Annotated in this window: 20 protein-coding genes; 10 read left to right on the forward strand and 10 right to left on the reverse strand. The window is 60.7% G+C overall.

Annotated elements, in window-relative coordinates; all coding sequences use genetic code 11:
* Positions 1–3: 3 nt before the first annotated feature.
* From urtD to urtA, 4 genes are all read right to left on the reverse strand, one after another.
* The gene (gene urtD / locus BFW87_RS29230; protein ID WP_078743190.1) at positions 4–762 is read right to left on the reverse strand and encodes an urea ABC transporter ATP-binding protein UrtD; all 759 of its coding nucleotides are present in this window, start codon (positions 760–762) and stop codon (positions 4–6) included.
* On the reverse strand, positions 759–1,919 hold the full coding sequence (urtC, locus tag BFW87_RS29235; protein WP_078743191.1) for an urea ABC transporter permease subunit UrtC: 1,161 nt from the start codon (positions 1,917–1,919) through the stop codon (positions 759–761). Before urtC ends, urtD begins: the two co-directional genes overlap by 4 nt.
* Before the next feature lie 10 nt (positions 1,920–1,929).
* Positions 1,930–2,847, reverse strand: coding sequence for an urea ABC transporter permease subunit UrtB (urtB, locus tag BFW87_RS29240; RefSeq protein ID WP_053256607.1), 918 nt, complete (start codon positions 2,845–2,847; stop codon positions 1,930–1,932).
* Positions 2,848–3,014: 167 nt separating this feature from the next.
* Positions 3,015–4,223 carry an urea ABC transporter substrate-binding protein gene (gene urtA, locus BFW87_RS29245; RefSeq protein ID WP_078743192.1) on the reverse strand — a complete coding sequence of 403 codons (1,209 nt, stop codon included), beginning with the start codon at positions 4,221–4,223 and terminating at the stop codon, positions 3,015–3,017.
* A gap of 301 nt (positions 4,224–4,524) precedes the next feature.
* Between urtA and BFW87_RS29250 the strand changes: the two genes are divergently transcribed.
* Together BFW87_RS29250 and BFW87_RS29255 are read left to right on the forward strand one after the other, a co-directional pair.
* Positions 4,525–7,908, forward strand: a complete 3,384-nt coding sequence (locus BFW87_RS29250) for an ATP-binding protein (protein ID WP_078743193.1) — start codon at positions 4,525–4,527, stop codon at positions 7,906–7,908.
* Positions 7,883–8,548, forward strand: a complete 666-nt coding sequence (locus tag BFW87_RS29255; protein ID WP_078743194.1) for a response regulator — start codon at positions 7,883–7,885, stop codon at positions 8,546–8,548. Before BFW87_RS29250 ends, BFW87_RS29255 begins: the two co-directional genes overlap by 26 nt.
* Positions 8,549–8,668: 120 nt before the next feature.
* Here the strand turns inward: BFW87_RS29255 and BFW87_RS29260 are convergent, their stop codons facing one another.
* A complete protein-coding gene (locus BFW87_RS29260) occupies positions 8,669–9,499 on the reverse strand; it encodes an IclR family transcriptional regulator (protein WP_078743195.1) in 831 nt (276 codons plus the stop codon).
* A gap of 241 nt (positions 9,500–9,740) precedes the next feature.
* Here BFW87_RS29260 and BFW87_RS29265 point away from each other — a divergent pair, with 241 nt between their 5' ends.
* The 7 genes from BFW87_RS29265 to BFW87_RS29295 are packed head-to-tail and all read left to right on the forward strand — an operon-like array spanning position 9,741 to position 16,180.
* Positions 9,741–10,769: an ABC transporter ATP-binding protein gene (locus BFW87_RS29265; protein ID WP_078743196.1), complete on the forward strand. Its 1,029-nt coding sequence runs from the start codon at positions 9,741–9,743 to the stop codon at positions 10,767–10,769.
* Positions 10,766–11,611, forward strand: coding sequence for an ABC transporter permease (locus BFW87_RS29270; protein WP_078743197.1), 846 nt, complete (start codon positions 10,766–10,768; stop codon positions 11,609–11,611). The genes BFW87_RS29265 and BFW87_RS29270 overlap by 4 nt, the downstream gene beginning before the upstream one ends.
* Before the next feature lie 4 nt (positions 11,612–11,615).
* Complete coding sequence (locus BFW87_RS29275; protein WP_078743198.1) at positions 11,616–12,410, forward strand: ABC transporter permease; 795 nt, start codon at positions 11,616–11,618, stop codon at positions 12,408–12,410.
* Positions 12,410–12,700, forward strand: a complete 291-nt coding sequence (locus BFW87_RS29280) for a (2Fe-2S)-binding protein (RefSeq protein ID WP_078743199.1) — start codon at positions 12,410–12,412, stop codon at positions 12,698–12,700. The genes BFW87_RS29275 and BFW87_RS29280 overlap by 1 nt, the downstream gene beginning before the upstream one ends.
* Complete coding sequence (locus tag BFW87_RS29285; protein WP_078743200.1) at positions 12,697–14,040, forward strand: NAD(P)/FAD-dependent oxidoreductase; 1,344 nt, start codon at positions 12,697–12,699, stop codon at positions 14,038–14,040. Before BFW87_RS29280 ends, BFW87_RS29285 begins: the two co-directional genes overlap by 4 nt.
* The gene (locus BFW87_RS29290; protein WP_078743201.1) at positions 14,037–15,134 is read left to right on the forward strand and encodes an NAD(P)/FAD-dependent oxidoreductase; all 1,098 of its coding nucleotides are present in this window, start codon (positions 14,037–14,039) and stop codon (positions 15,132–15,134) included. Before BFW87_RS29285 ends, BFW87_RS29290 begins: the two co-directional genes overlap by 4 nt.
* A 14-nt stretch (positions 15,135–15,148) precedes the next feature.
* Positions 15,149–16,180 carry an ABC transporter substrate-binding protein gene (locus BFW87_RS29295; protein WP_078743202.1) on the forward strand — a complete coding sequence of 344 codons (1,032 nt, stop codon included), beginning with the start codon at positions 15,149–15,151 and terminating at the stop codon, positions 16,178–16,180.
* Between the two features lie 45 nt (positions 16,181–16,225).
* Here BFW87_RS29295 and BFW87_RS29300 read toward each other — a convergent pair whose 3' ends face one another.
* The gene (locus BFW87_RS29300; RefSeq protein WP_078743218.1) at positions 16,226–16,657 is read right to left on the reverse strand and encodes a hypothetical protein; all 432 of its coding nucleotides are present in this window, start codon (positions 16,655–16,657) and stop codon (positions 16,226–16,228) included.
* Positions 16,658–16,701: 44 nt separating this feature from the next.
* Positions 16,702–17,625: an NAD synthetase gene (locus tag BFW87_RS29305; protein ID WP_078743203.1), complete on the reverse strand. Its 924-nt coding sequence runs from the start codon at positions 17,623–17,625 to the stop codon at positions 16,702–16,704.
* A 174-nt stretch (positions 17,626–17,799) separates the two neighbouring features.
* Here BFW87_RS29305 and BFW87_RS29310 point away from each other — a divergent pair, with 174 nt between their 5' ends.
* On the forward strand, positions 17,800–18,288 hold the full coding sequence (locus BFW87_RS29310) for an Hcp family type VI secretion system effector (protein ID WP_078743204.1): 489 nt from the start codon (positions 17,800–17,802) through the stop codon (positions 18,286–18,288).
* An 8-nt stretch (positions 18,289–18,296) separates the two neighbouring features.
* On the opposite strand, the gene nadE is transcribed toward BFW87_RS29310, so the two are convergent.
* The 3 genes from nadE to BFW87_RS29325 are packed head-to-tail and all read right to left on the reverse strand — an operon-like array spanning position 18,297 to position 20,984.
* Complete coding sequence (gene nadE, locus BFW87_RS29315; RefSeq protein WP_078743205.1) at positions 18,297–19,106, reverse strand: ammonia-dependent NAD(+) synthetase; 810 nt, start codon at positions 19,104–19,106, stop codon at positions 18,297–18,299.
* Between the two features lies 1 nt (position 19,107).
* Complete coding sequence (gene pncB / locus BFW87_RS29320) at positions 19,108–20,325, reverse strand: nicotinate phosphoribosyltransferase (RefSeq protein WP_078743206.1); 1,218 nt, start codon at positions 20,323–20,325, stop codon at positions 19,108–19,110.
* A gap of 11 nt (positions 20,326–20,336) precedes the next feature.
* The gene (locus BFW87_RS29325) at positions 20,337–20,984 is read right to left on the reverse strand and encodes a nicotinamidase (RefSeq protein ID WP_078743207.1); all 648 of its coding nucleotides are present in this window, start codon (positions 20,982–20,984) and stop codon (positions 20,337–20,339) included.
* Positions 20,985–21,130 lie beyond the last annotated feature (146 nt).

Genomic DNA, 21,130 nt, shown 5'->3' on the forward strand with positions numbered 1-21,130 from the left:
TCCTCAGTGGCCCAAATACACTTCGATGACTTTAGGGTTGCTTTGCACCGACTCCATGCTGCCCTCGGCCAGCACCTTGCCCTGGTGCAGCACCGTGACTTTGTGGGCGATGCTTTTGACGAACTCCATGTCGTGCTCGATCACCAGCACCGAACGGCCCTGGCTGATGCGCTTGAGCAACTCGGCGGTTTGCGCCCGCTCGTTGACGCTCATGCCCGCCACCGGTTCGTCGAGCATCAGCAGCTCAGGGTCTTGCATCAGCAGCATGCCGATTTCCAGCCACTGCTTTTGCCCGTGAGACAGCAGGTCTGCCTGTTGTTGCAGCAGGTCGCCGAGGAAGATCTCCCGCGCCACCTCCTCGACCCGCGCGACGACCTGGGCGTTACGCTTGAAGAACAGCGCGCCCCAGACCTTGCGCCCGGCGGGATAAGACATCTCAAGGTTTTCAAACACCGTGAGGTTTTCGTAGATCGACGGGTTCTGGAATTTGCGCCCGACGCCCGCGCGCACGATGTTGTACTCGCGCATTTTGGTCAGTTCCTGGCCGTCAAACTGGATGCTGCCGCTGGTGGCGCGGGTTTTGCCGCAGATAAGGTCAAGTACGGTGGTCTTGCCCGCGCCGTTGGGGCCGATCACTACACGCACTTCATTGCGGTCGATGTAGAGGTTGAGGTTATCGACCGCCTTGAAGCCGTCGAACAACACGGTGAGGCCTTCGATGGCCAGCACCGGTTTTTTCATTTCAAAGCCGACGGCGGTCATGGCTGGGTCTCCAGGATTTTCGCTTCAGTCTTGGGCTTGACCACGGGTGCAGCGGCTTTCACCACCGGCTCACGCCGCAGCAGCCGGGCCAACGCCTGACGCCCGTGGCTCTCCCACAACCCCGCCAAACCGTTGGGGAAGTACATGACCACAGCGATGAACAGGCCGCCCATCAAGTACAGCCACAACTCGGGGAACGACTCGGAAAAGTAGGTTTTGCCGTAGTTCACCAACAGCGCGCCATACACCGCGCCGAGCAGCGACATGCGCCCGCCCACGGCGGCAAAAATCACCATTTCAATCGACGGCACAATGCCGACGAACGACGGCGACATAAAGCCCACCTGCAAGGCAAACATGGCCCCGCCAATCGCCGAAAACGCAGCAGCCACGCAGAACACGAAGATCTTGAAACTCGCCACGTCGTAGCCGGAGAACCGCACGCGCTCTTCCTTGTCACGCATGGCCATCAGCAGCCGACCCAACTTGGAGGCGAGGATGAAGCGGCCGATAAAGATGCAGCCAAACAGCAACCCGGCGTTGATGAAGTACAGGATCAGCTTGGCGCTGTCGGTGCGCAGGTCCCAGCCGAGCAGGGTCTTGAGGTCGGTGATGCCGTTGACGCCGCCGGTCAGGCCTTGCTGGCCGACGATCAGCACGGTGAGAATCAGCGCAATCGCCTGGGTGACGATGGAAAAATACACATCGCCCACTCGACGCTTGAACAGCGCGATGCCGATCACAAACGCCAGCAGTACCGGCACTGCAACCACCGCCACCACGGTAAACGTGAAGCTGTGGAACGGCTGCCACAACAGCGGCAATTCGGTGATCTGGTTCCAGTCCATGAAGTCCGGGATGCCCGGCGTCGACTGGATCTTGGTGCTTACCGGGTCCGACGCTTCCAGCTTGAGAAACATCGCCATGCAGTAGCCGCCGACGCCGAAAAACACGCCCTGCCCCAGGCTGAGAATGCCGCCGTAGCCCCAGCACAACACCAGCCCCACCGCGACGAACGCGTAAGTCAGGTATTTGCCGACCATGTTCAGGCGAAACGCATCCAGGGTCAGGGGAAATACCACCAGAATCAACAGCGCCAGCAGCACGATGCCGATCAGGTTTTGCTGGCCGCCCAGCAGCTTGTCTAAAGCCTTCATCTGCTCGCCTCTACTTGCGCACTTTGATGGAGAACAACCCTTGCGGGCGCAGCATCAGGATCAGAATCACCGACGACAGGGTCAGCACCTTGGCCATCGAGCCACTGAGGAAAAACTCCGACAGCGATTGGGTCTGGGCGATCACGAACGCCGAGGCAATGGTGCCGAACAGGCTTTGCGCGCCGCCGAACACCACCACCAGAAAGGTGTCGACAATATATTGCGAACCCGCCGTGGGGCCGGTAGAGCCAATGGTAGTGAACGCCGCGCCCGCCACACCGGCCACGCCGCAGCCGAGGGCGAACGTCATGCGGTCGACCTTGCGCGTGTTGATGCCCACCGCGCGGCTCATCAGGCGGTTCTGCACCGTGGCGCGCACCTGCAAGCCCCAGCGTGAGCGGTAGAGCATCAGGAAGATGGCGGCGGTGAGCAGCAAGGTCAGGCCCATCATGAACAGGCCATTGCGCGGGATTTCGATGGCGTCGGTGAAGTTCACCGAGCCCATCAGCCAGGCCGGCGGTTCGGCGCTGACTTCACGGGCGCCAAATACCGAACGGAAGGTTTGCTGCATCACCAGGGACAAGCCCCAGGTCGCCAGCAGCGTGTCCAGCGGCCGCTTGTACAAACGGCTGATCATCGCCCACTCCACCAGCCAGCCGACGGCGCCGGCGACGAGGAATGACAGGGCGATGGCAAAGAAGAAGTAATAGGGTTGGAAGCTCGGCGCAAAGTGCGCCGTCAGGCTGGAACACACGTAAGTGGTGTAGGCGCCGATGGTCAGGAACTCACCGTGGGCCATGTTGATCACGCCCATCTGGCCGAAAATGATCGCCAGCCCCAATGCCATCAGCAACAGCACGCAGAACACGGACAAGCCGTTGAACCCCTGCATCGCCGCGATGGCTCCAAATTCCGATAGCCATTCCATGATGATGGTCTCCTACAGAGAGATGAAATGCTGACTGCTTTTGCTTTGCTCTATGTGGGAGGGGGCTTGCTCCCGATAGCAGTGGGTCAGTCAACTTACCGGCTACTGATACACCGCCATCGGGAGCAAGCCCCCTCCCACATTTTGAAACCCTGTGTGCCCGAAGGTTATTGGTAGCCCTTGGGAAACGGGTTCGGCTCGATCAGATCGGACTCGTAGATCACCTTGAACTGCCCATCAGGCTGCACCTCACCAATACGCGACTTGCTCCACAGGTGATGGTTTTCGTGAATCTTCACGTAGCCTTCCGGCGCGTTTTTCAGCTCGATGCCAGGCGATGCCGCCACGACTTTATCCACGTCAAAACTGCCCGCCTTCTCCACCGCCGCTTTCCACAACCATGGGCCGAGGTAGGCAGCCTGGGTTACGTCGCCAATCACCGCATCCTTGCCGTATTTGGCCTTGAACGCTGCGACGAAGGCTTTGTTGTTCGGGTTGTCGAGGCTCTGGAAGTACTTCATCGAAGCATAGAAACCGGCCATGTTCTCGCCGCCGATGCCGAGCAGTTCATCCTCGGTCACCGACAGGGTCAGCAGGGTCTGCTTGGACGAATTCACACCCGCCGCGTTGAGTTGCTTGTAGAAGGCCACGTTGGAGCCGCCCACCACCGCCGCGAACACCACGTCAGGCTTTTTCAGCTTGACCTTGTTGATCAGCGAACCGAACTGGGTGTTGCCCAGCGGGTAGTAGTCTTCGCCGACCACGGTGCCGTGCAACACGTTTTCAATGTGCTTGCGCGCGATCTTCATCGAGGTGCGTGGCCAGATGTAGTCCGAGCCGACCAGGTAGAAGGTCTTGGCGCCTTTGGTCTTGGCGATCCAGTCGAGGCTGGCGAGAATTTGCTGGGTGGCTTCTTGCCCGGTGTAGATCACGTTTTTCGACTGTTCCAGGCCTTCATAGAAAGTCGGATAGTAGAGCAAGCCGTTTTCTTTCTCGAAGATCGGCAGCACGGCTTTGCGCGAAGCCGAGGTCCAGCAGCCGAACACGGCGGCGACCTTGTCGTTGACCAGCAGTTTCTTGGCTTTCTCGGCGAAGGTCGGCCAGTCAGAGGCGCCGTCTTCCTGAATCACCTTGATCTGCCGTCCCAGAATCCCGCCCGAGGCGTTGATTTGGTCGATGGCCAGGCGCTCGGCCTGAATCGAACCGGTTTCGGAAATCGCCATGGTGCCGGTCGCCGAGTGCAACTGGCCGACGGTGACTTCGGTGGGGGTCACGGCCAGGCCTTCGTTATCGGCCAGCACGCCCTGGCTGAACAGAGCGGCCGCCAGCAATGACAGGGCCAACAAGGGTTTGGAGCGGATCAATCGTGGTGCCATGGGGCGACTCCTCTGCAATGAGGGGGTCAGCATGGCGGCATGGGGCCAGCGCGGGTATACGCAGCCTGACGTAACGGAGTACGTCATTTGACGTATGCCGCCGCGCACCATTTTCGCGCAGGATCCCGCCCGCCCCGACACCGCATACCCCTGTGGGAGCTGGCTTGCCTGCGATGGCGGTACATCAGGCGACATCTGCAGTGGCTGACCCAGCGCTATCGCAGGCAAGCCAGCTCCCACATTTTGAATCAGGGCATGGAACTTGCTCACCTATCATGCCCACCCCCCGGAGCCTCCCACCGTGTACCCTCCTTCCGGCACTCAGCGCATCGTCAAGATTCGCCGCGACTACAACTCCTGGGTCGCCGACGAGACCATGGAAGACTACGCCCTGCGCTACACCCCCAAGTCCTTTCGCAAATGGTCGGAGTTGCGCATCGCCAACACCGCCCTCGGCGCCGTGTCATTCCTGGCGCTGGAAGCCATCGGCGGCGTATTGGCCTTGAGTTACGGGTTCACCAACACCTTCTGGGCAATCCTCGCCATCAGCCTGGTGATCTTTCTCACCGGCCTGCCCATCAGCTACTACGCCGCGCGCTACGGCGTGGACATGGACCTGCTGACCCGTGGCGCCGGCTTCGGCTACATCGGCTCCACCATTACTTCATTGATTTACGCCAGCTTCACCTTTCTGTTCTTCGCCCTCGAAGCGGCAATCATGGCCCTGGCGCTGGAGCTGTATTTCCATATCCCGTTGGCCATCGCCTATGTGATCTGCTCACTGCTAGTGATCCCGCTGGTGGCCTACGGCGTAACCCTGATCAGCCGCCTGCAATTGTGGACACAACCGGTCTGGCTGCTGTTGCTGGTGCTGCCCTACGGCTTTGTCTGGTGGAAAAACCCTGACGCCTTCACGGACTGGACCAGTTTTGTCGGACGCAGCGGTGACAGTGGCGGCTTTAACCTGTTGTCGTTCTGCGCCGCCTGCACCGTGGCGTTGTCGCTGGTGACGCAGATCGGCGAACAGGTGGACTACCTGCGCTTCCTGCCGGAAAAAACCGCCGCCAACCGCAAGCGCTGGTGGGCCGCCCTGCTCTGCGCCGGGCCTGGCTGGATCATTCCCGGCGCGTTGAAAATGTTCGCCGGGGCGTTTTTGGCGTTTCTCGCCCTGCAACATGAAATCCCCATGGAACGCGCCGCCGAGCCGACCCAAATGTACCTGGTCGCGTTCCGCTACGTGTTCAGCTCGCCGGAATGGGCCCTCGGCGCGATGGTGCTGTTTGTGTTCATCTCGCAGATGAAGATCAACCTGACCAACGCCTACGCCGGCTCGCTGGCCTGGTCGAACTTCTTCGCCCGCGTCACCCATAGCCACCCCGGGCGTGTGGTGTGGCTGGTGTTCAACGTGGCCATCGCGTTGATGCTGATGGAGTTGGGCGTGTTCGACGTCATCGACCAAGTGCTGGGGCTTTACGCGAACATTGCCATCGCCTGGATTGGCACACTGGTGGCGGACCTTGTGATCAACAAGCCGCTGGGGCTGTCGCCCAAGCACATCGAATTCAAGCGTGCGCACCTCTACGATATCAACCCGGTAGGCGTCGGCTCGATGCTGATCGCCTCGTTGCTGTCGATCCTCGCCCACTTCGGCCTGTTCGGCGCCCTGGCCCAGGCAGCGCCGCCGTTTGTGGCGCTGGGCACGGCATTGATCATGGCGCCGTTGTTGGCCTGGTTGACCAAGGGCAAGTACTACATCGCCCGCACCAGCGCCCTGCACCTGATTCACCCGGTGGCCCCCGCCACCCACGCGGTGTGCGGGCTGTGCAGCAACCCGTTCGAAACGGCGGACATGGCGTTCTGCCCGGCCTACAGCACGCCGATCTGTTCGCTGTGCTGCTCGCTGGATGCGCGGTGTGGCGACCGCTGCAAACCCCACGCGCGGCTGGTGACGCAGTTTGAAGGCGTGTTGCGCCTGTTACTGCCCAACACAGTGATGCCGCGTCTGCACACGCGCTTGGCACATTACCTCGGGTTGCTGCTGGCGTTGGTGCTGATGCTCGCGGGCGCGCTGGCGTTGATCTACGTGCAGGCGGCGCAAGGGTTGCCCCATTCAGAAACCCTCTACCAAGCCTTCTTCAAGGCCTTCCTCACCCTCTCGGTGCTGGCCGCCGTGCTCGCCTGGTGGGTGGTGCTGACCCGCGAAAGCCGCGGCGTGGCCCAGGAAGAGTCCGACCGTCAGACCCTGCTGCTGATGCAGGAAATCGATGCTCACAGCCTCACCGATCAAGCCCTGCAACAGGCCAAGGAAGCCTCGGAAGCCGCGAACGCCGCCAAGAGCCGCTACGTCACCGGGCTGTCCCACGAGTTGCGCACGCCGCTGAACAGCATGCTCGGTTTCACCCAGATCCTGCAGCGTGACAGCGCCATGCCCGAACAGCATCAGGACGCACTGGCGACCATCCTGCGCAGCGGCACGCACCTGGTGTCGCTGATCGACGGCTTGCTCGATGTGGCCAAGATCGAAGCCGGCAAGTTGCGCCTGGAACTCACTGAAATCCCCTTCCCCGAGCTGATTCATGATCTGGAGCAGATGTTCACGCCCCAGGCCCAGGACAAGGGCCTGCGCTTTCGGCTGGATTGCGTGGGCAAGATCCCGGCGGTGGTGCGTGGCGACGAAAAACGCGTGCGGCAAATCCTGATCAACCTGCTGGGCAACGCAGTGAATTTCACCGACAGCGGCGAGGTATGTCTGCGGGTCAGTTACCGGCACGAAACCGCCAATTTTGAAATTATCGACACCGGCATCGGCATTGACCCTGCACAGATCGAGCAGATTTTTCAGCCGTTCGAACGCGGCGACTTGATGCGCCAGGACAAAGGCGTGGGCCTGGGGCTGACCATCACGCGCATGCTCACGGCCTTGATGGGCGGCGAGTTGCGGGTGACCAGCGAACTCGACAAAGGCACCTGTTTTCAGGTGCGCTTGTTCCTGTCCCAAGTGCGCGCGCCGCAAGCCGTGGTGCATGTGGAACACGACATCATCGGCTATCAAGGCGAGCGCCGGCGCATCCTGGTGGTGGATGACCATGTGGACCACCGCAAGGTGCTCAGCGGCATGCTCACGCCGCTGGGGTTTGAGGTGATTCAGGCCAGCAATGGCCAGGACGCGATCCGCCAAGTGGCGCTGCTGGCGCCGGACCTGATCCTGATGGACCTGTCGATGCCGACGCTGGACGGCTACGAAACCAGCCGGTTGATCCGACGCAATGCGCTGTCCACTGCGCCGATCATCGTCATCTCGGCCAACGCTTTCACCGACGACCGCGAGCGCAGCATCGCGGCCGCCTGCAACGACTACCTGGCCAAACCGGTGCGCACGCCCGAGCTGCTCGGGCGCGTGCAACAGCACCTGGGTTTGCTGTGGCTGCGGCGCACCAAAAGCCTTGTCCCGCCGCCGCCGCCCAGCGTGCTGCCGGGTCCTGAAGACCTCGCCGCGCTGATTGAACTCAGCGCCATCGGCTATGTACGCGGCCTGCACGAAAAACTCGACACGATCCTGGAACACACCCCGGACACCGGCCCTTTCATCACGAAAGTGCGCGGCTTGCTCAAGGGTTTCCGCCTGGATGAACTCAACCGAACCCTCAAGGAGGCCGAAGATGAATGCACTCACCCGCAGCACTGAACCCGGCGTGGTGCTGATCGTCGACGACACCCCGGACAACCTCGCCATGCTCTCTGACGCTCTCGACGACGCGGGCTACATGGTGCTGGTGGCCCTCGACGGCCTCAGCGCGCTGAACCGCGTGCAACGCCGGCGCCCGGACCTGATTTTGCTCGACGCGATGATGCCGGGCCTGGACGGCTTTGAAACCTGCCGCCGGCTCAAGGCGCAGCCCTCAAGCGCGGATATCCCGGTGGTGTTCATGACCGGACTGACCGACAGCAAGCACGTGGTACAGGGGTTTGAGGTGGGCGGCAGTGATTACGTGACCAAGCCGATTCAGACGGATGAGGTGTTGGCGCGAGTGGCGGCGCATTTGCGTACGTCGCGGATTTTGTTGTCGGCACGTGAGGCAAGCCAGCCCAGTGTGTTGACGCTGGAGGATGCGCCGGCGCAACGGCTATTGACGGCGCGGTTTCAATTGACCGAGCGCGAGGTTGAGGTGCTGCGCTGGGTGGCGTGCGGGAAGACCAATCGGGATATTGGGGATATTTTGGGGTTGAGCCCGAGGACGGTGAATAAGCATTTGGAGCATGTGTATGTGAAGCTCGGTGTAGAGACCCGCACCGCCGCGACATCGGTTGCGTTAGCTGCGATATGAAAATGTGGGAGCTGGCTTGCCTGCGATAGCGGTAAGTCAGCTTGCATCTTCGGTGACTGTTACTCAGCCATCGCAGGCAAGCCAGCTCCCACACTTGATCTGCGATGTTGCGGATATTTGCTACCCGCCAAAGGTTTGTGAAGGCCGGCGCAGCGTCGGATCGAACGGGTTGATCCGCGGCCCGATCGCCGCCGCTTCGCGCTTGAGCAACTCCACCACCATCGGCAACCGCGTCGGTCCCAGCCGGTCACTGATGGTCGCCACACTCAACGCCGCCACCGCATGCCCGTCGCGGTTCAGGATGGGTACCGCCAAGCCTGCCATGCCTTCCAGGACGCCGGTATTGCGCGCGGCGTAGCCAAGTTTGCGCACGTTCTCCACTTCCGAACGCAACAGCACCTCGTCATACAGGTGAAAGTCCTTGAGCCGTGGCAGGTTGTAGCGAATCACCGTCTCACGCTCTTCCTCCGGCAAGAACGCCAGAATCGCCAAACTGCCCTGCCCCACGCCCAACGCCACGCGCCCGCCGATATCACCGGTGAAGGTGCGAATAGGATAAGGGCCTTCGCTGCGGTCCAGGCAGATCGCGTCAAAGCCGCTGCGCGCCAGCAGGAACAGCGAGTCGCCCAATGACGCACTCAGCCGCAACATGCTCGGCCGCACCAAATCGCGCAGGTTGCCGGTCTTGCCCGCGTTAGCGGCCAGGGCGAAGAACTCCAGGCTCAGGCGATAGCGCTTGCTACGCGCGTCCTGCTCAACCATGCCCTCGTCCATCAGGCTGCGCAGCAGTCGGTGGGTCGTGGGCTGGGACAGGCCAACCTGTTGCGCAAGTTGAGTGACGCGTTCGCCGCCTTCAGGCACAGCGCCCAGCACACGCAGCAACGCAAACAGTCGAGACACACCACCGGCGCCGACTTCCTTACCGTTTTCATTCCGCTCAGTGGAATCCATAACAGCTTATCTCTAAGTATATTCTGGTGAGTGAATAAAACTGAAAATAATAGTCCATTCAGTGAAATTCCATCTTCCGCCCATCCTAGTCTTCGTCCTAATCTGCGTCCACAGGGGCGAAATGAACAACTAACGGCAGCCGACTCCAGATCGAGCGCCACCGCACCCGCAACACCCTTTTCGCATCTGCCCAAAACAAAAAAGCGCGTTTCGACGCGACTCAAAAAGGTGGAACGCAACCATGGCTTTTCTCCAACTCAACGCCTTGAGCAAACGCTACGGCGCCGTCGACGCGGTGGTCGCCACCGACCTTGCGGTGGAAAAAGGCGAATTCGTTTCCCTGCTCGGCCCCTCGGGCTGCGGCAAAACCACCACCCTGCAAATGATCGCCGGCTTCGTCGATGTGAGCGGCGGGCAGATCCTGCTCGACGGGCGCGACATCACCCACGCCAAACCCGCCAGCCGTGGCCTGGGCGTGGTGTTCCAGAGTTACGCGCTGTTCCCGCACATGACCGTGCGCGACAACGTCGCCTTCGGCTTGAAAATGCGCAAAGTCCCGGCAGGCGAGATCGCCAGCAAAGTCAAAACCGTGCTGGAGCTGGTGCGCCTGGCGCCCCACGCCGACCGTTATCCGCGCGAACTCTCCGGCGGCCAACGCCAACGCGTGGCCCTGGCCCGCGCGCTGGTGATCGAGCCGCCGGTGCTGCTGCTGGATGAGCCGCTGTCCAACCTCGACGCTAATTTGCGCGAAGAGATGCAGTTTGAAATCCGCCGAATCCAGTGCGCCGTCGGCATCACTACCTTGATGGTCACTCACGACCAGGCCGAAGCCCTGTCGATCAGCGACCGCGTGGTGGTGATGCAGGCCGGGCGCGTGACCCAGATCGACACGCCGTACAAGCTCTACGAACACCCGCGCACGCGGTTCATCTCGGACTTCGTCGGCAAGGCCAATCTGCTGCCCGGTGATTACGACCAGCTTGGCATCCCGCAAGTACGCCATGAAGCCGGCAACGGCGAACTGACCCTGAGCCTGCGCCCGGAAAAAATCCAGCTGGTGGGCGCCGGCACGGGTCGCCTGCAAGGCAAGGTCCTCGACAGTTACTTCTTCGGCAGCCAATGGCTGTACCGCATCCACACCGGCCTCGGCGAAATTACCGTGGTACGCGGCAATGACGGCAGCGCGCCGCTGGGCTGCGGGGCACTCGTGGGCCTGGACTGGCACGCCGACCTGTTGCGAGTACTGGCGGCCGATGAGGTGCGCGCATGAGCCGGGGTTATCTGCTCTCGTTACCGGCGCTGGTGCTGTTCAGCGGCCTGTTGATCCTGCCGCTGCTGATGACGTTGGTGCTGTCGTTCAACGTGTTCGACTATCAGGTAGGCGTGAAGGCCGATGAGTGGACCTTCGCGCATTACCTGTCGCTGTTCAGCGATTCGTACTTCTACGAGATTTTCTGGCGCACCTTCTGGATCAGCGCGCTGGTGACCTTGCTGTGCGTGGTGATCGGTGTGCCGGAGGCCTACATCCTCAGCCGCATGGGCACGCCATGGCGCTCGATTTTCCTGATCCTGATCCTTACGCCGTTGCTGATTTCGGTGGTGGTGCGCGCCTTTGGCTGGAGCCTGTTGCTGGGTGCCGACGGGTTGGTGAACCAGTTGATCCAGGCCCTTGGCGGCCGCCCGGTGAAGCTGCTGTACACGCCGTTTGCCGTGGTGATCGCGTTGGTGCACGTGATGCTGCCGTTCATGATCATCCCGGTGTGGACGTCCCTGCAAAAACTCGACCCGTCGGCGGAGCAGGCGGCGTTGTCGCTGGGTGCCAGCCAGGCCACGGTGATGCGCAGAATCGTGTTGCCGCAGGTGATGCCCGGCGTGTTGTCCGGCACCTTGATCGTGTTTGGCCTGGCCGCCAGCTCATTTGCAATCCCCGGCCTGCTGGGCGGGCGACGCCTGAAAATGGTCGCCACCGTGGTGTACGACCAGTACCTCTCGGAACTCAACTGGCCGATGGGCGCGACCATCGCGGTAGTGCTGCTGTTGGTCAATTTGCTGATCATGCTGAGCTGGAACCGCATGGTCGAAAGCCGCTACAAAAAGTCCCTGGGGGTTTAAGCGCATGTCCAGAAACGGTCCTTTGGCCCTCGGTTTCCATGGTTTGGTGGTGCTGTTCATGATGGCGCCGCTGGTGGTGGTGTGCCTGGTGGCGTTCACCCCGGAAAACACCCTGAGCATTCCAACGTCGGGCTTTTCCCTGCGCTGGTTTCGCGCGGTGTTCGAGCGGGCTGATTTTATCCAGGCGTTTTATAACAGCCTGATCCTGGCGTTTACCGCCGCCAGTTTGGCGACGTTAATTGCCGTACCGGCCGCCTTGGCGATCAGCCGATATCAGTTCCCCGGCCGCAACTTTTTCAGCGCGTTGTTTCTGTCGCCGATCATCATCCCGCACCTCGTGCTGGGGGTGGCGATGCTGCGGTTGTTCGCGCTGATGGGCGTCAATGGCAGCTTCACCTGGCTGATGCTGGCGCACGTGGTGATCATCACGCCGTATGTGTTGCGCCTGGTGTTGGCGGCGGCCATCGGCATTGATCGCAGTGCCGAGCAGGCGGCGGAATCTCTGGGTGCCAGCCGCTTTACGCTGTTTCGGCAAATCACTTTGCCGATGATTTTGCCGGGCGTTGCGGGCGGCTGGTTGCTGGCGTTTATCAACAGTTTCGACGAGGTGACGCTGTCGATTTTTGTCAGCTCGCCCGCCACGCAAACCTTGCCGGTGCGCATGTATGTGTACGCCACCGAGTCGATCGACCCAATGATGGCGGCGGTTTCGGCGCTGGTGATTGCGCTGACCGCCGCGACGATGATTCTGCTCGACCGGGTCTACGGCCTGGACCGCGTGCTGGTGGGGAAACACTGATGGCCTTGTTCAAACGTCTGGCCGAGACCGGGCGCCCTGTCGTGACCTTCACGCTGGATGGTCAACCCGCCAGCGCCTTGCTCGGCGACACCCTGCTGACCGCCGTACTGACCAGCGCCGAACACCTGCGTGGCAGTGATTTCAGCGCTGAACGGCGTGCCGGTTTTTGTTTGATGGGTGCCTGCCAGGATTGCTGGGTACGATTGGAAGATGGGCGGCGAGTGCGCGCCTGCTCGACCTTGCTGGAAGAAGGCCAGGCGATCAGCCGAGATCCGGGGCGCCAGCCATGAAGCCGGTGGTGATTGTGGGCGCAGGCCCGGCGGGGATCAGTGCGGCGCGCACGCTGCTCGACCATGGCATCAAAGCGTGCCTGGTGGATGAAAGTTTGCGTGGTGGCGGGCAGATTTACCGCCGCCAGCCGCAAGGCTTTCAACGCACGGCGGCGCAGATTTATGGATTTGAAGCGAGCAAGGCCGAAGCGGTGCATCGCACGATGGATGAACTCGCCCCCCTGATCGATTACAGGCCAGAAACCCTGGTGTGGAATGCCGAGGACGGTCGTCTCGACATGCTCAATAACGGTCGCGCCGAAAGCGTCGAATATTCTCAGATCATCGTCGCCACCGGCGCGACCGACCGCATCCTGCCGGTGCCGGGCTGGACCTTGCCCGGCGTGTATAGCCTCGGCGCGGCGCAGATCGCCTTGAAGTATCAGGGTTGCGCCATCGGTGAACGCGTGGCGTTTTGTGGCAGCGGGCCGTTGCTGTATCTGGTGGCTTATCAATACGCCAAGGCGGGCGCCAAGGTCGTCGCGGTGCTCGACAGCGCGCCGTTCAGCGCCCAATGCCGTGCGCTGCCGGCATTGCTTGGGCAACCGGCGACATTGGCCAAGGGCGTGTATTACCGCGCCTGGCTGACGGCCCATGGGGTTGCCGTGCACCAAGGCGCAACACTCACGCAGATCGACGGTGAACAACGCGTCAGTGGCATTCGCTGGGGCAATCAGGCCCTGGAATGCGATGCCGTGGCCTTCGCCCATGCCCTGCGCAGCGAAACGCAACTGGCGGATTTGCTCGGCTGTGAATTCGCCTGGAATGCCTTGAACCGCGCATGGTTGCCGCAGCGCGACAGCGCCGGGCGCAGCAGTGTCAGGGGCGTGTACCTGGCCGGCGACGGTGCCGGAATCATGGGCGCCGATGCCGCGCAAATGGCGGGTGAACGTGCGGCGTTGGCGGTGCTGGAAGATTCAGGCATCGCCATCGATCATCGCCGCCCTGCGGTGCTGGAACAGCAATTGGCAGGCATCCAGCGTTTTCGTCACGGCCTGGAAACCGCCTTTCCCTTCCCCGAGCAGTGGGCTGCACAAGCACCGGATGAGTTGATGCTTTGCCGCTGCGAAGAAGTCAGCGTGGGCGATGTGCGCGCCGTGGTAGATGAAGGCCACTGGGAAATCAATCGGGTCAAAGCGCATTGCCGCGTCGGCATGGGCCGCTGTCAGGGCCGCATGTGCGGGCTGGCGGCTGCGGAAATCGTGGCTGAGCGCAGTGGTCGCGGGATTGAAAACGTCGGGCGGATGCGCGGCCAGGCACCGATCAAGCCGCTGCCGTTTGGCGTGGAGGTGCAGCCATGATCGACGTCATCGTCTTGGGCGGCGGAATCGTCGGTGCGTCAGCGGCCTTGATGCTCGCGCAAAAAGGCCAGCGTGTGGCGCTGGTCGAGCGCGATTTCTGCGGCTCGCATTCCAGTGGCGTCAACTATGGCGGCGTGCGGCGCCAAGGGCGACCTTTACACCAATTGCCGTTGTCGCAGCGTTCACATGCGTTGTGGGCCGACTTGCCGGGGTTGATCGGCATCGACGGCGAATACGTGCGTTCCGGGCATTTGAAACTGGCGCGCAGTCAGGCGGATTTCGCGGCCTTGCAGGCGTACGCCGAGCACACCCGTGGCTTCGGCCTGGGCTTGCAGCTGCTGGACTACGCCGAGCTGCGCGCGCGCTTCCCCTGGGTCGGTGATATCGCGGTGGGCGCCTCGTTGTGCCCCGAAGACGGCCACGCCAACCCGCGCCTGGTATCGCCCGCTTTCGCCCGTGCAGCGCAACGCCTCGGTGCGTCGGTTTACGAGCAGGCGGAAGTGATTCGCATCGAACACGACGGCTGCGAGTTCCAGGTGCACTGCGCCAACGGTTTGCATCTGCAAGCACCGTGGCTACTCAACTGCGCGGGCGCCTGGGCCGGCACGGTGGCCGAACAATTTGGCGAGCCGGTGCCGATCACCTCGGCGCACCCGGCGATGCTGGTCACCGAGCCGTTGCCGGTGGTGATGAACGTGAGTACCGGCGTCGAAGGCGGTGGGATTTATGCGCGGCAAGTCGCCCGGGGCAACTGCATTTTGGGCGGCGGCCGCGGCTTTGCCCTTGGCCCGCTGCAGGCTCGACCGGGCCAGGCAGCGGTGCTGGAAATTCTGCGCAATGCCGGTGAGCTGTACCCGTTTCTCAAGGGGGCACAGGCGATTCGCACCTGGAGCGGCACCGAAGGTTACCTTCCCGATCATGAACCGGTGATCGGTCCCAGCAGCACACAACCCGGCCTGCTCCACGGTTTCGGCTTTGCCGGCGCCGGGTTCCAGCTCGGCCCCGCCGTCGGTGAAGCCCTGGCAGAGATCGTCTGCACCGGGGCCAGCCGACAACCCATCGAAGCGTTTTCCATCCGTCGTTTCCAAGCCTGAGAGGAAAAACATCCATGAACACACGTATCGCGCTGTCCTGCTTGTCCCTCGCGTTGCTCGCGTCCACCGCCCACGCGGCACCTACGCTGTACCTGGGCATGAACGGCGGCACCATGGAACGGGTCTACGCCGACAAGGTGCTGCCCGCGTTCGAAAAAGCCAATAACGTCAAAGTGGTGATCGTGCCTGGCACCTCGTCGGACATCCTCGCCAAAGTCCAGGCCAACAAAGACAACCCACAGATGCACGTGATGTTCCTCGACGACGGCATCATGTACCGCGCCATCTCCATGGGCCTGTGCGACAAGCTCACGCCAAACCCGACCCTTGAGCAGATTCCGTCCAAGGCGAAAATCAAGGACGAAGCCGTGGCCGTGACACTCGGCGTCACGGGCCTGGGCTACAACGCCAAGATGTTCAAGGAGAAAGGCTGGGCCGCTCCCACTTCGTGGATGGACCTGGCCGACCCGCGCTTCAAGGATAAAGTGGTGTTCCAGTCCCTGGCCTCCTCCACCTTCGGCCTGCACGGTTTCCTGATGTTCAACCGCATTCAGGGCGGCTCTGAAACCGACGTGGAACCGGGCTTCAAGGCCTGGCCAAAAACCATTGGCCCGAATGTGCTGGAATACATCGCCAGCTCCGCGAAAATCTCCGAGATGGTGCAAACCGACGAAGCCGCAATCTTCCCGCTGACACCGACCCAGGTCACCACCCAGAAACTGCTCGGCGTGCCGATGGAATACGCGCAGCCCAAAGAAGGCGCGGTGGTGCTGAACGTCGCCGAATGCGTAATCGCACGCAATGACCAGCCGGAACTGGCACAGAAACTTGCAGCGTTTCTGCTGACGGCTGAAGCCCAGGCGCCCGCGCTGGAAGAAGGTGATCAGATTCCGTCGAACCCGACTACGCCGACCACTGACAAAACCCGTGCACGGGTTGAAGCGATGCAGGGGTATTTGCAGACGGCGATTTCGATTGACTGGGACCAGGTGAACCAGGCGCGGCCGGAGTGGAATGCGCGGTGGAGCCGGTCTATCGAGCGGTAGACTGGAATAACGGATCGCTCCCACGTTTTTGGGTGGGAGCTGCTGTTACCGTGCGTTGCGCGCTTTGGCCTTGAGTTTATTGGAATGTGTTTTGTAAATCGCTCTCGCCGCATTCCGCTGAATACGGACTTCAAACAACTTCTGCCGCATTTCTCGATGGCGGTGAGTATTGAGCAGCAGCAATCCGAGCAGTGGAAACGCAATACCCAATGCATACGCCAGTGTATGCGGGCTGTACTGAATCGTCGGCAATACCAGCAGCAAGCAAAAAGCGAAATAGCCTGCCAATAAGCCAGCGGCCCATCTGCGTCCTCGCGCAATCAGGAAATTGGCGAACCCGAAAAAAACTGTCAGTGACAGAAGGCCCCAACCAGACAGCTCAGCTCTCAGCGACGGGTCAAGCCTGCGTAAGTAGCTCTCCTCAACCACGACGGTCAACATAGCGGTTGAGAAGATAGCCATGAATATCGTGCCCATGAAGACGGGAAAGTAACGAGTGAGAAAGCTGATAAGCGAATCATTCACTCTGCAATCTCCTCGTACACGCCAATAACGATGGTCGCTGCGTTTCCAACGTGACCGTTTTGATAACTTCCAGCGAGCCCCAAGATCCCGCCAAGAACATCTTTCAACTGAGTAAAAGTGGCATGTCGAATTTGCCCGGCACTGTAACTTTTTGGAATCACGCCTGCTCGTTGTTTTAATTTGAGTATCTTTGCGGTCAAGGCTGGATCTCTCAGAGCCAACAGCTCATTGGTCAATTTTTTGCGTTCTTGACGAGACAGCCCGCGCAGAAGCTCAAGCCAGCTTTTACCCAGCGAGTTCCTGGCGGTTTTTAATAGCCGCACGGTCGTCAGCGTACTGGTTCCAATTCCAATCAGCGAAACGCCATCCAGTATGGGCGTGACCGTGTTGTACCAATCGGAATCATCCATACGATCATTTTCGCCCGGACGGTAATGTTCGTTAAAGGTTCGAATCGATCCAATCACGCATTGGGCAGAACTGGCAATTGCCGCGGAGACGCCTGCGGCAACGACAAAGCTGCTGAAACCTGCGGTAAACGGAATCGCCACTGAGCCACTCAGAACAACAATCCACCCCAACACTGCGGCTCCACAGGATAAGGAGGTGTTGATCGCCTCAAATACAAGCTGCGACTCCCTCGGTTCCTCCTCCAGCGCCCTCATAAAATCCAACCGCGCCATTGACCGGGGCATCTCACGCAAAATCAACCGTTTGGGCAATACACTGCAAATCGGCTGAAACTCACGCAATGTTACCGGCCATAGTTGGGCATCGAGATACACCACCCCCGCCCCGGCAATCGCCGGATCGGCGTCAATGACAGCAAACAATCGACGCAGATCAATACTGCTTTCCACCCGCTCACGCGTAGTGAGATGGGCGCTTGGGAAACCGTCCCTGAAGACACTGGAAGCCATTCCTTTACTCCTGAACTCACGAGAGCGCAGAGCGTATCCGGCAAGAATGTCGGAAAGTTTCCTTTTTCCGGACGGGCACTTCCCATTCTCCTCTCAGCCTCTTGTAGTCAATCGCGGGTAGGGGAAAAGTACGCCCCACGCCACTGCCGGCGAACGTTCAGACAGGGAATGAAGATGGCTACGGATATATTTTTGAAGCTGGGAGACATCAAGGGCGAGGCCAGGGACCAGGCGCACCGTGATGAAATCGACATTACCCGCTGGGGCTGGAGCATGCGGCAATCAGGCTCTATGCATACCGGTTCAGGCGGTGGAGCGGGCAAGGTCAATATGGCCAACATCGCCATCGAGAAGACCCTCGACAAATCCACGCCCAACCTGATGATGGCCTGCGCAACCGGAAAGCATTATCCAGAAGCGCGAATCGTCGTTCGCAAGGCCGGCGGCGAGAGCAATCTTGAGTATCTGGTGATCACCTTGAAGGAAGTCATGGTTGCTTCCTATGACACGCGCGCAGCATCAACAGGTGACGTACTCATTGAAGAAATCAGTCTGAATTTTGCCAAGGTTGAAGTCAGCTATCAGCCGCAGAAAGCCGACGGTGGAAAAGACGGCGGGCCTATCCGGTTCGGCTGGAATATTCGAGAAAATATCAAAATCTAATTGCAGGTTCAGTCGGGAACGGCCGGCAGCGCACGCTTATGCGCGGTCTTGCTGTATGCCCCTTCGACGATCGCCCTCACCCGCTCACTGACCGGCTTGCCCATCAGGTACGCATCGATCTCTTCATAACTGCAACCATAGGCCTGCTCATCCGCCTTGCCCGGCGCCAGCTCTTCAAGGTCGGCAGTGGGCAGCTTATGGACCAGATGTGCCGGTGCTCCGAGGGCAGCAGCCAACAGCCGCACCTGGGTTTTGGTCAGGCCGGACAGCGGCGCCAGGTCGCAGGCGCCGTCGCCGAACTTGGTGAAGAAACCCATCAAGGCTTCGGCGCCGTGGTCGGTGCCGACCACCAAGCCGTTATGCAGATTGGCCACGGCGTATTGCGCGAGCATCCTCGCGCGGGCCTTGACGTTGCCTTTGATGAAATCGATCTGCTCGGCACTGGCTGAGTCGGCCGACAGGCTGGCCATCAAACCGTCGACGCTGGCGGCGATGTTCAGCGTTTCACTGTGGTCCGGGGTGATGAAATCCAGGGAGGTCTGGGCGTCCCTTTCATCCGCCTGGGTTTTATAGGGCAAGCGCATGGCGATAAAGCGCGCGGCGTGGCCGTTATTTCGTAATTGCTCAACTGCCAACTGGCACAACCGACCCGCTGTCAGAGAATCCACCCCGCCACTGATGCCCAGCACCAACGCCTTGCAGCCGGATTGGCGCAGCGTGTGCGTGATGAAGTCGATACGCCGCTGGATTTCCCTGGCCTCACCGCCTTTGACCAGTTGCCGATTGATGTTCAGCTCCTGCGCGATACGCTCTTGCATGTCACACCTCCACATTATCAATGTTGAACACTTTGGCTGCGTACTGCAAAAACGACGGGTCTTCGCAGACGTTCTTGATCGGGTCATCGGAGAATTTCACCACCGGCTCGCCGTGCACGCGTACCAGTTTCATCACGATACTCAGCGGCTCCACACCCTCGACATCGCAGGCCAGGCTGGTGCCCATGCCGAAGCCGAATTTGGCCTTGCCGCGCACGTGGCGCAGGATCGGCAGGCATTTTTCGAAGTTCAGGCCGTCGGAGAACATCAGGTCCTTGGTCATCGGGTCGATGCCCAGCTGTTTGTAGCGGGCCAGGACTTTATCGGCCCAGACGATAGGGTCACCGGAATCCTGGCGCAGGCCGTCATAGAGCTTGGCGAAGTACAGGTCGAAGTCCTTGAGGAAGAAGTCGGTGCTGATGCAGTCAGTCAGGGCGATACCGAGGCGGCCACGGTATTCACGCACCCAGTTTTCCAGTGCGGCATTCTGGCTTTCGCGAAGGCGGCCCAGTTGCTGATGCACCATCAGCCATTGGTGAGCCATGGTGCCGATCAGCGGCAGGTCAAATTCATAAGCCAGGTGCGCATTGCTGGTGCCGACGAACTGGCCGGGGAAGTCGCGGCGCATGATGTCGATCACTTCGCGCTGGGCCTTGAACGACAGGCGCCGGCGGGTCGAAAAGTCGGAAACACGCAGGTCGGCCAGTTCCTCGCGGCTGAGGTTTTTCTCCAGCCAGTCGAACTTCTGATAGAGCTTGCGGGTGACGTCTTCCAGGGTCACGTCGGGGTATTTATCGCGGTTGCGCAACTCGCTGACCAGCGCCAACACCGGCTGCTCGAACATGATGCAGTGCAGCATCGGGCCGACCACGCGGATGTTCAGTTGCCCGTCGATTTCGCTGACGTGGAGGTAACGCAGGTTGAAGCGGAAAAGGCCGAGAAAGCGCTCGTAATCCGGGGTCAGGTATTCGCGAAAGCGAGGGTTGAACAGAAAGCGCAGCTCACCTTCACGCATGTGCAGGCCAGCGAGCTTTTCCAGCTCATCGCGCAGTTGCAGAATCAGGTGGCCGAGTTTTTCCTTCGAGCGGACGATGAAGTTGTATTCCACGTCCACGTTCGGGTGCTGGTGCAATACGGCTTGCATCATGGTGAAGGTGTAATAGTCGGTGTCGAGCAAACCCTGGATCACCGGGGATTCGTAGTCGTAGGCACTTTCCATACGGTGACTCCTTAACGCGCGGCCTGTGCTGCCAGTTCTTCGCGGGTGCGGCTGATGACGGCACCGGCCTTTTGCAATTCATTGAGGGCCTGTACGCCGCCGTCCTGCGTGATGCCTCGGCAGGCCGGCAGGTGCAGGACGACTTCCAGACCGGCTCTGAGCAGTTGCAACGCAGTGGTTTTGACGCAGTAGTCCAGGGCCAGGCCGCCGACAATCACGCGGGTGACGCCGTGGGCTTTCAGGTATTCGATGACGCCGGTGGAGAGCTTGTCATGCAAGTCGTGGTAGCAGGCGCCGTAGGGGTGCAGGTCGGGTTCGACGCCTTTCCAGATGAAGTAATCGTAGTCATACGGGGCGGGCAACTCGTCCAGCAAGGTGAAGCCTTCGGTGCCCGGTACACAGTGGCTGACCCAGGTGATATCCGCATGCGCCAGGCCGGTGGGCCGGTACATGTCGCTGCGCTCGGTGACCACCCACGGCGCCTGCGGGGTGTGCGCGTCTTTGCTGCCGACGCGGTGGCCGGCAAGGCTGGCCATGTAGTTGAGTTCGGCACCGATCTGGTCGCCACCGGCCACAGGCAACTCATCCGGGCACAACGGCGTGAAGCTCTTTTGCGGGTCAACGTCGAATGAAGCGATGGCAGTTTTCGAGAGGGTCATGGTGGTTCTCCTGTGGCCTGAAAACAAAAGTACACGTCATGTACTTTCATTGCAAGAAACATTTGGTTATCTATCCTGGTGTCAGTACATGACATCGCTGTTCGATCCGTTAGACTGTGCCTTGCCACCGTTCATAAGGACCTCAC

The sequence above is a fragment of the Pseudomonas fluorescens genome, assembly GCF_002022275.1.
GTDB classification, from domain to species: Bacteria; Pseudomonadota; Gammaproteobacteria; order Pseudomonadales; family Pseudomonadaceae; genus Aquipseudomonas; species Aquipseudomonas fluorescens_AJ.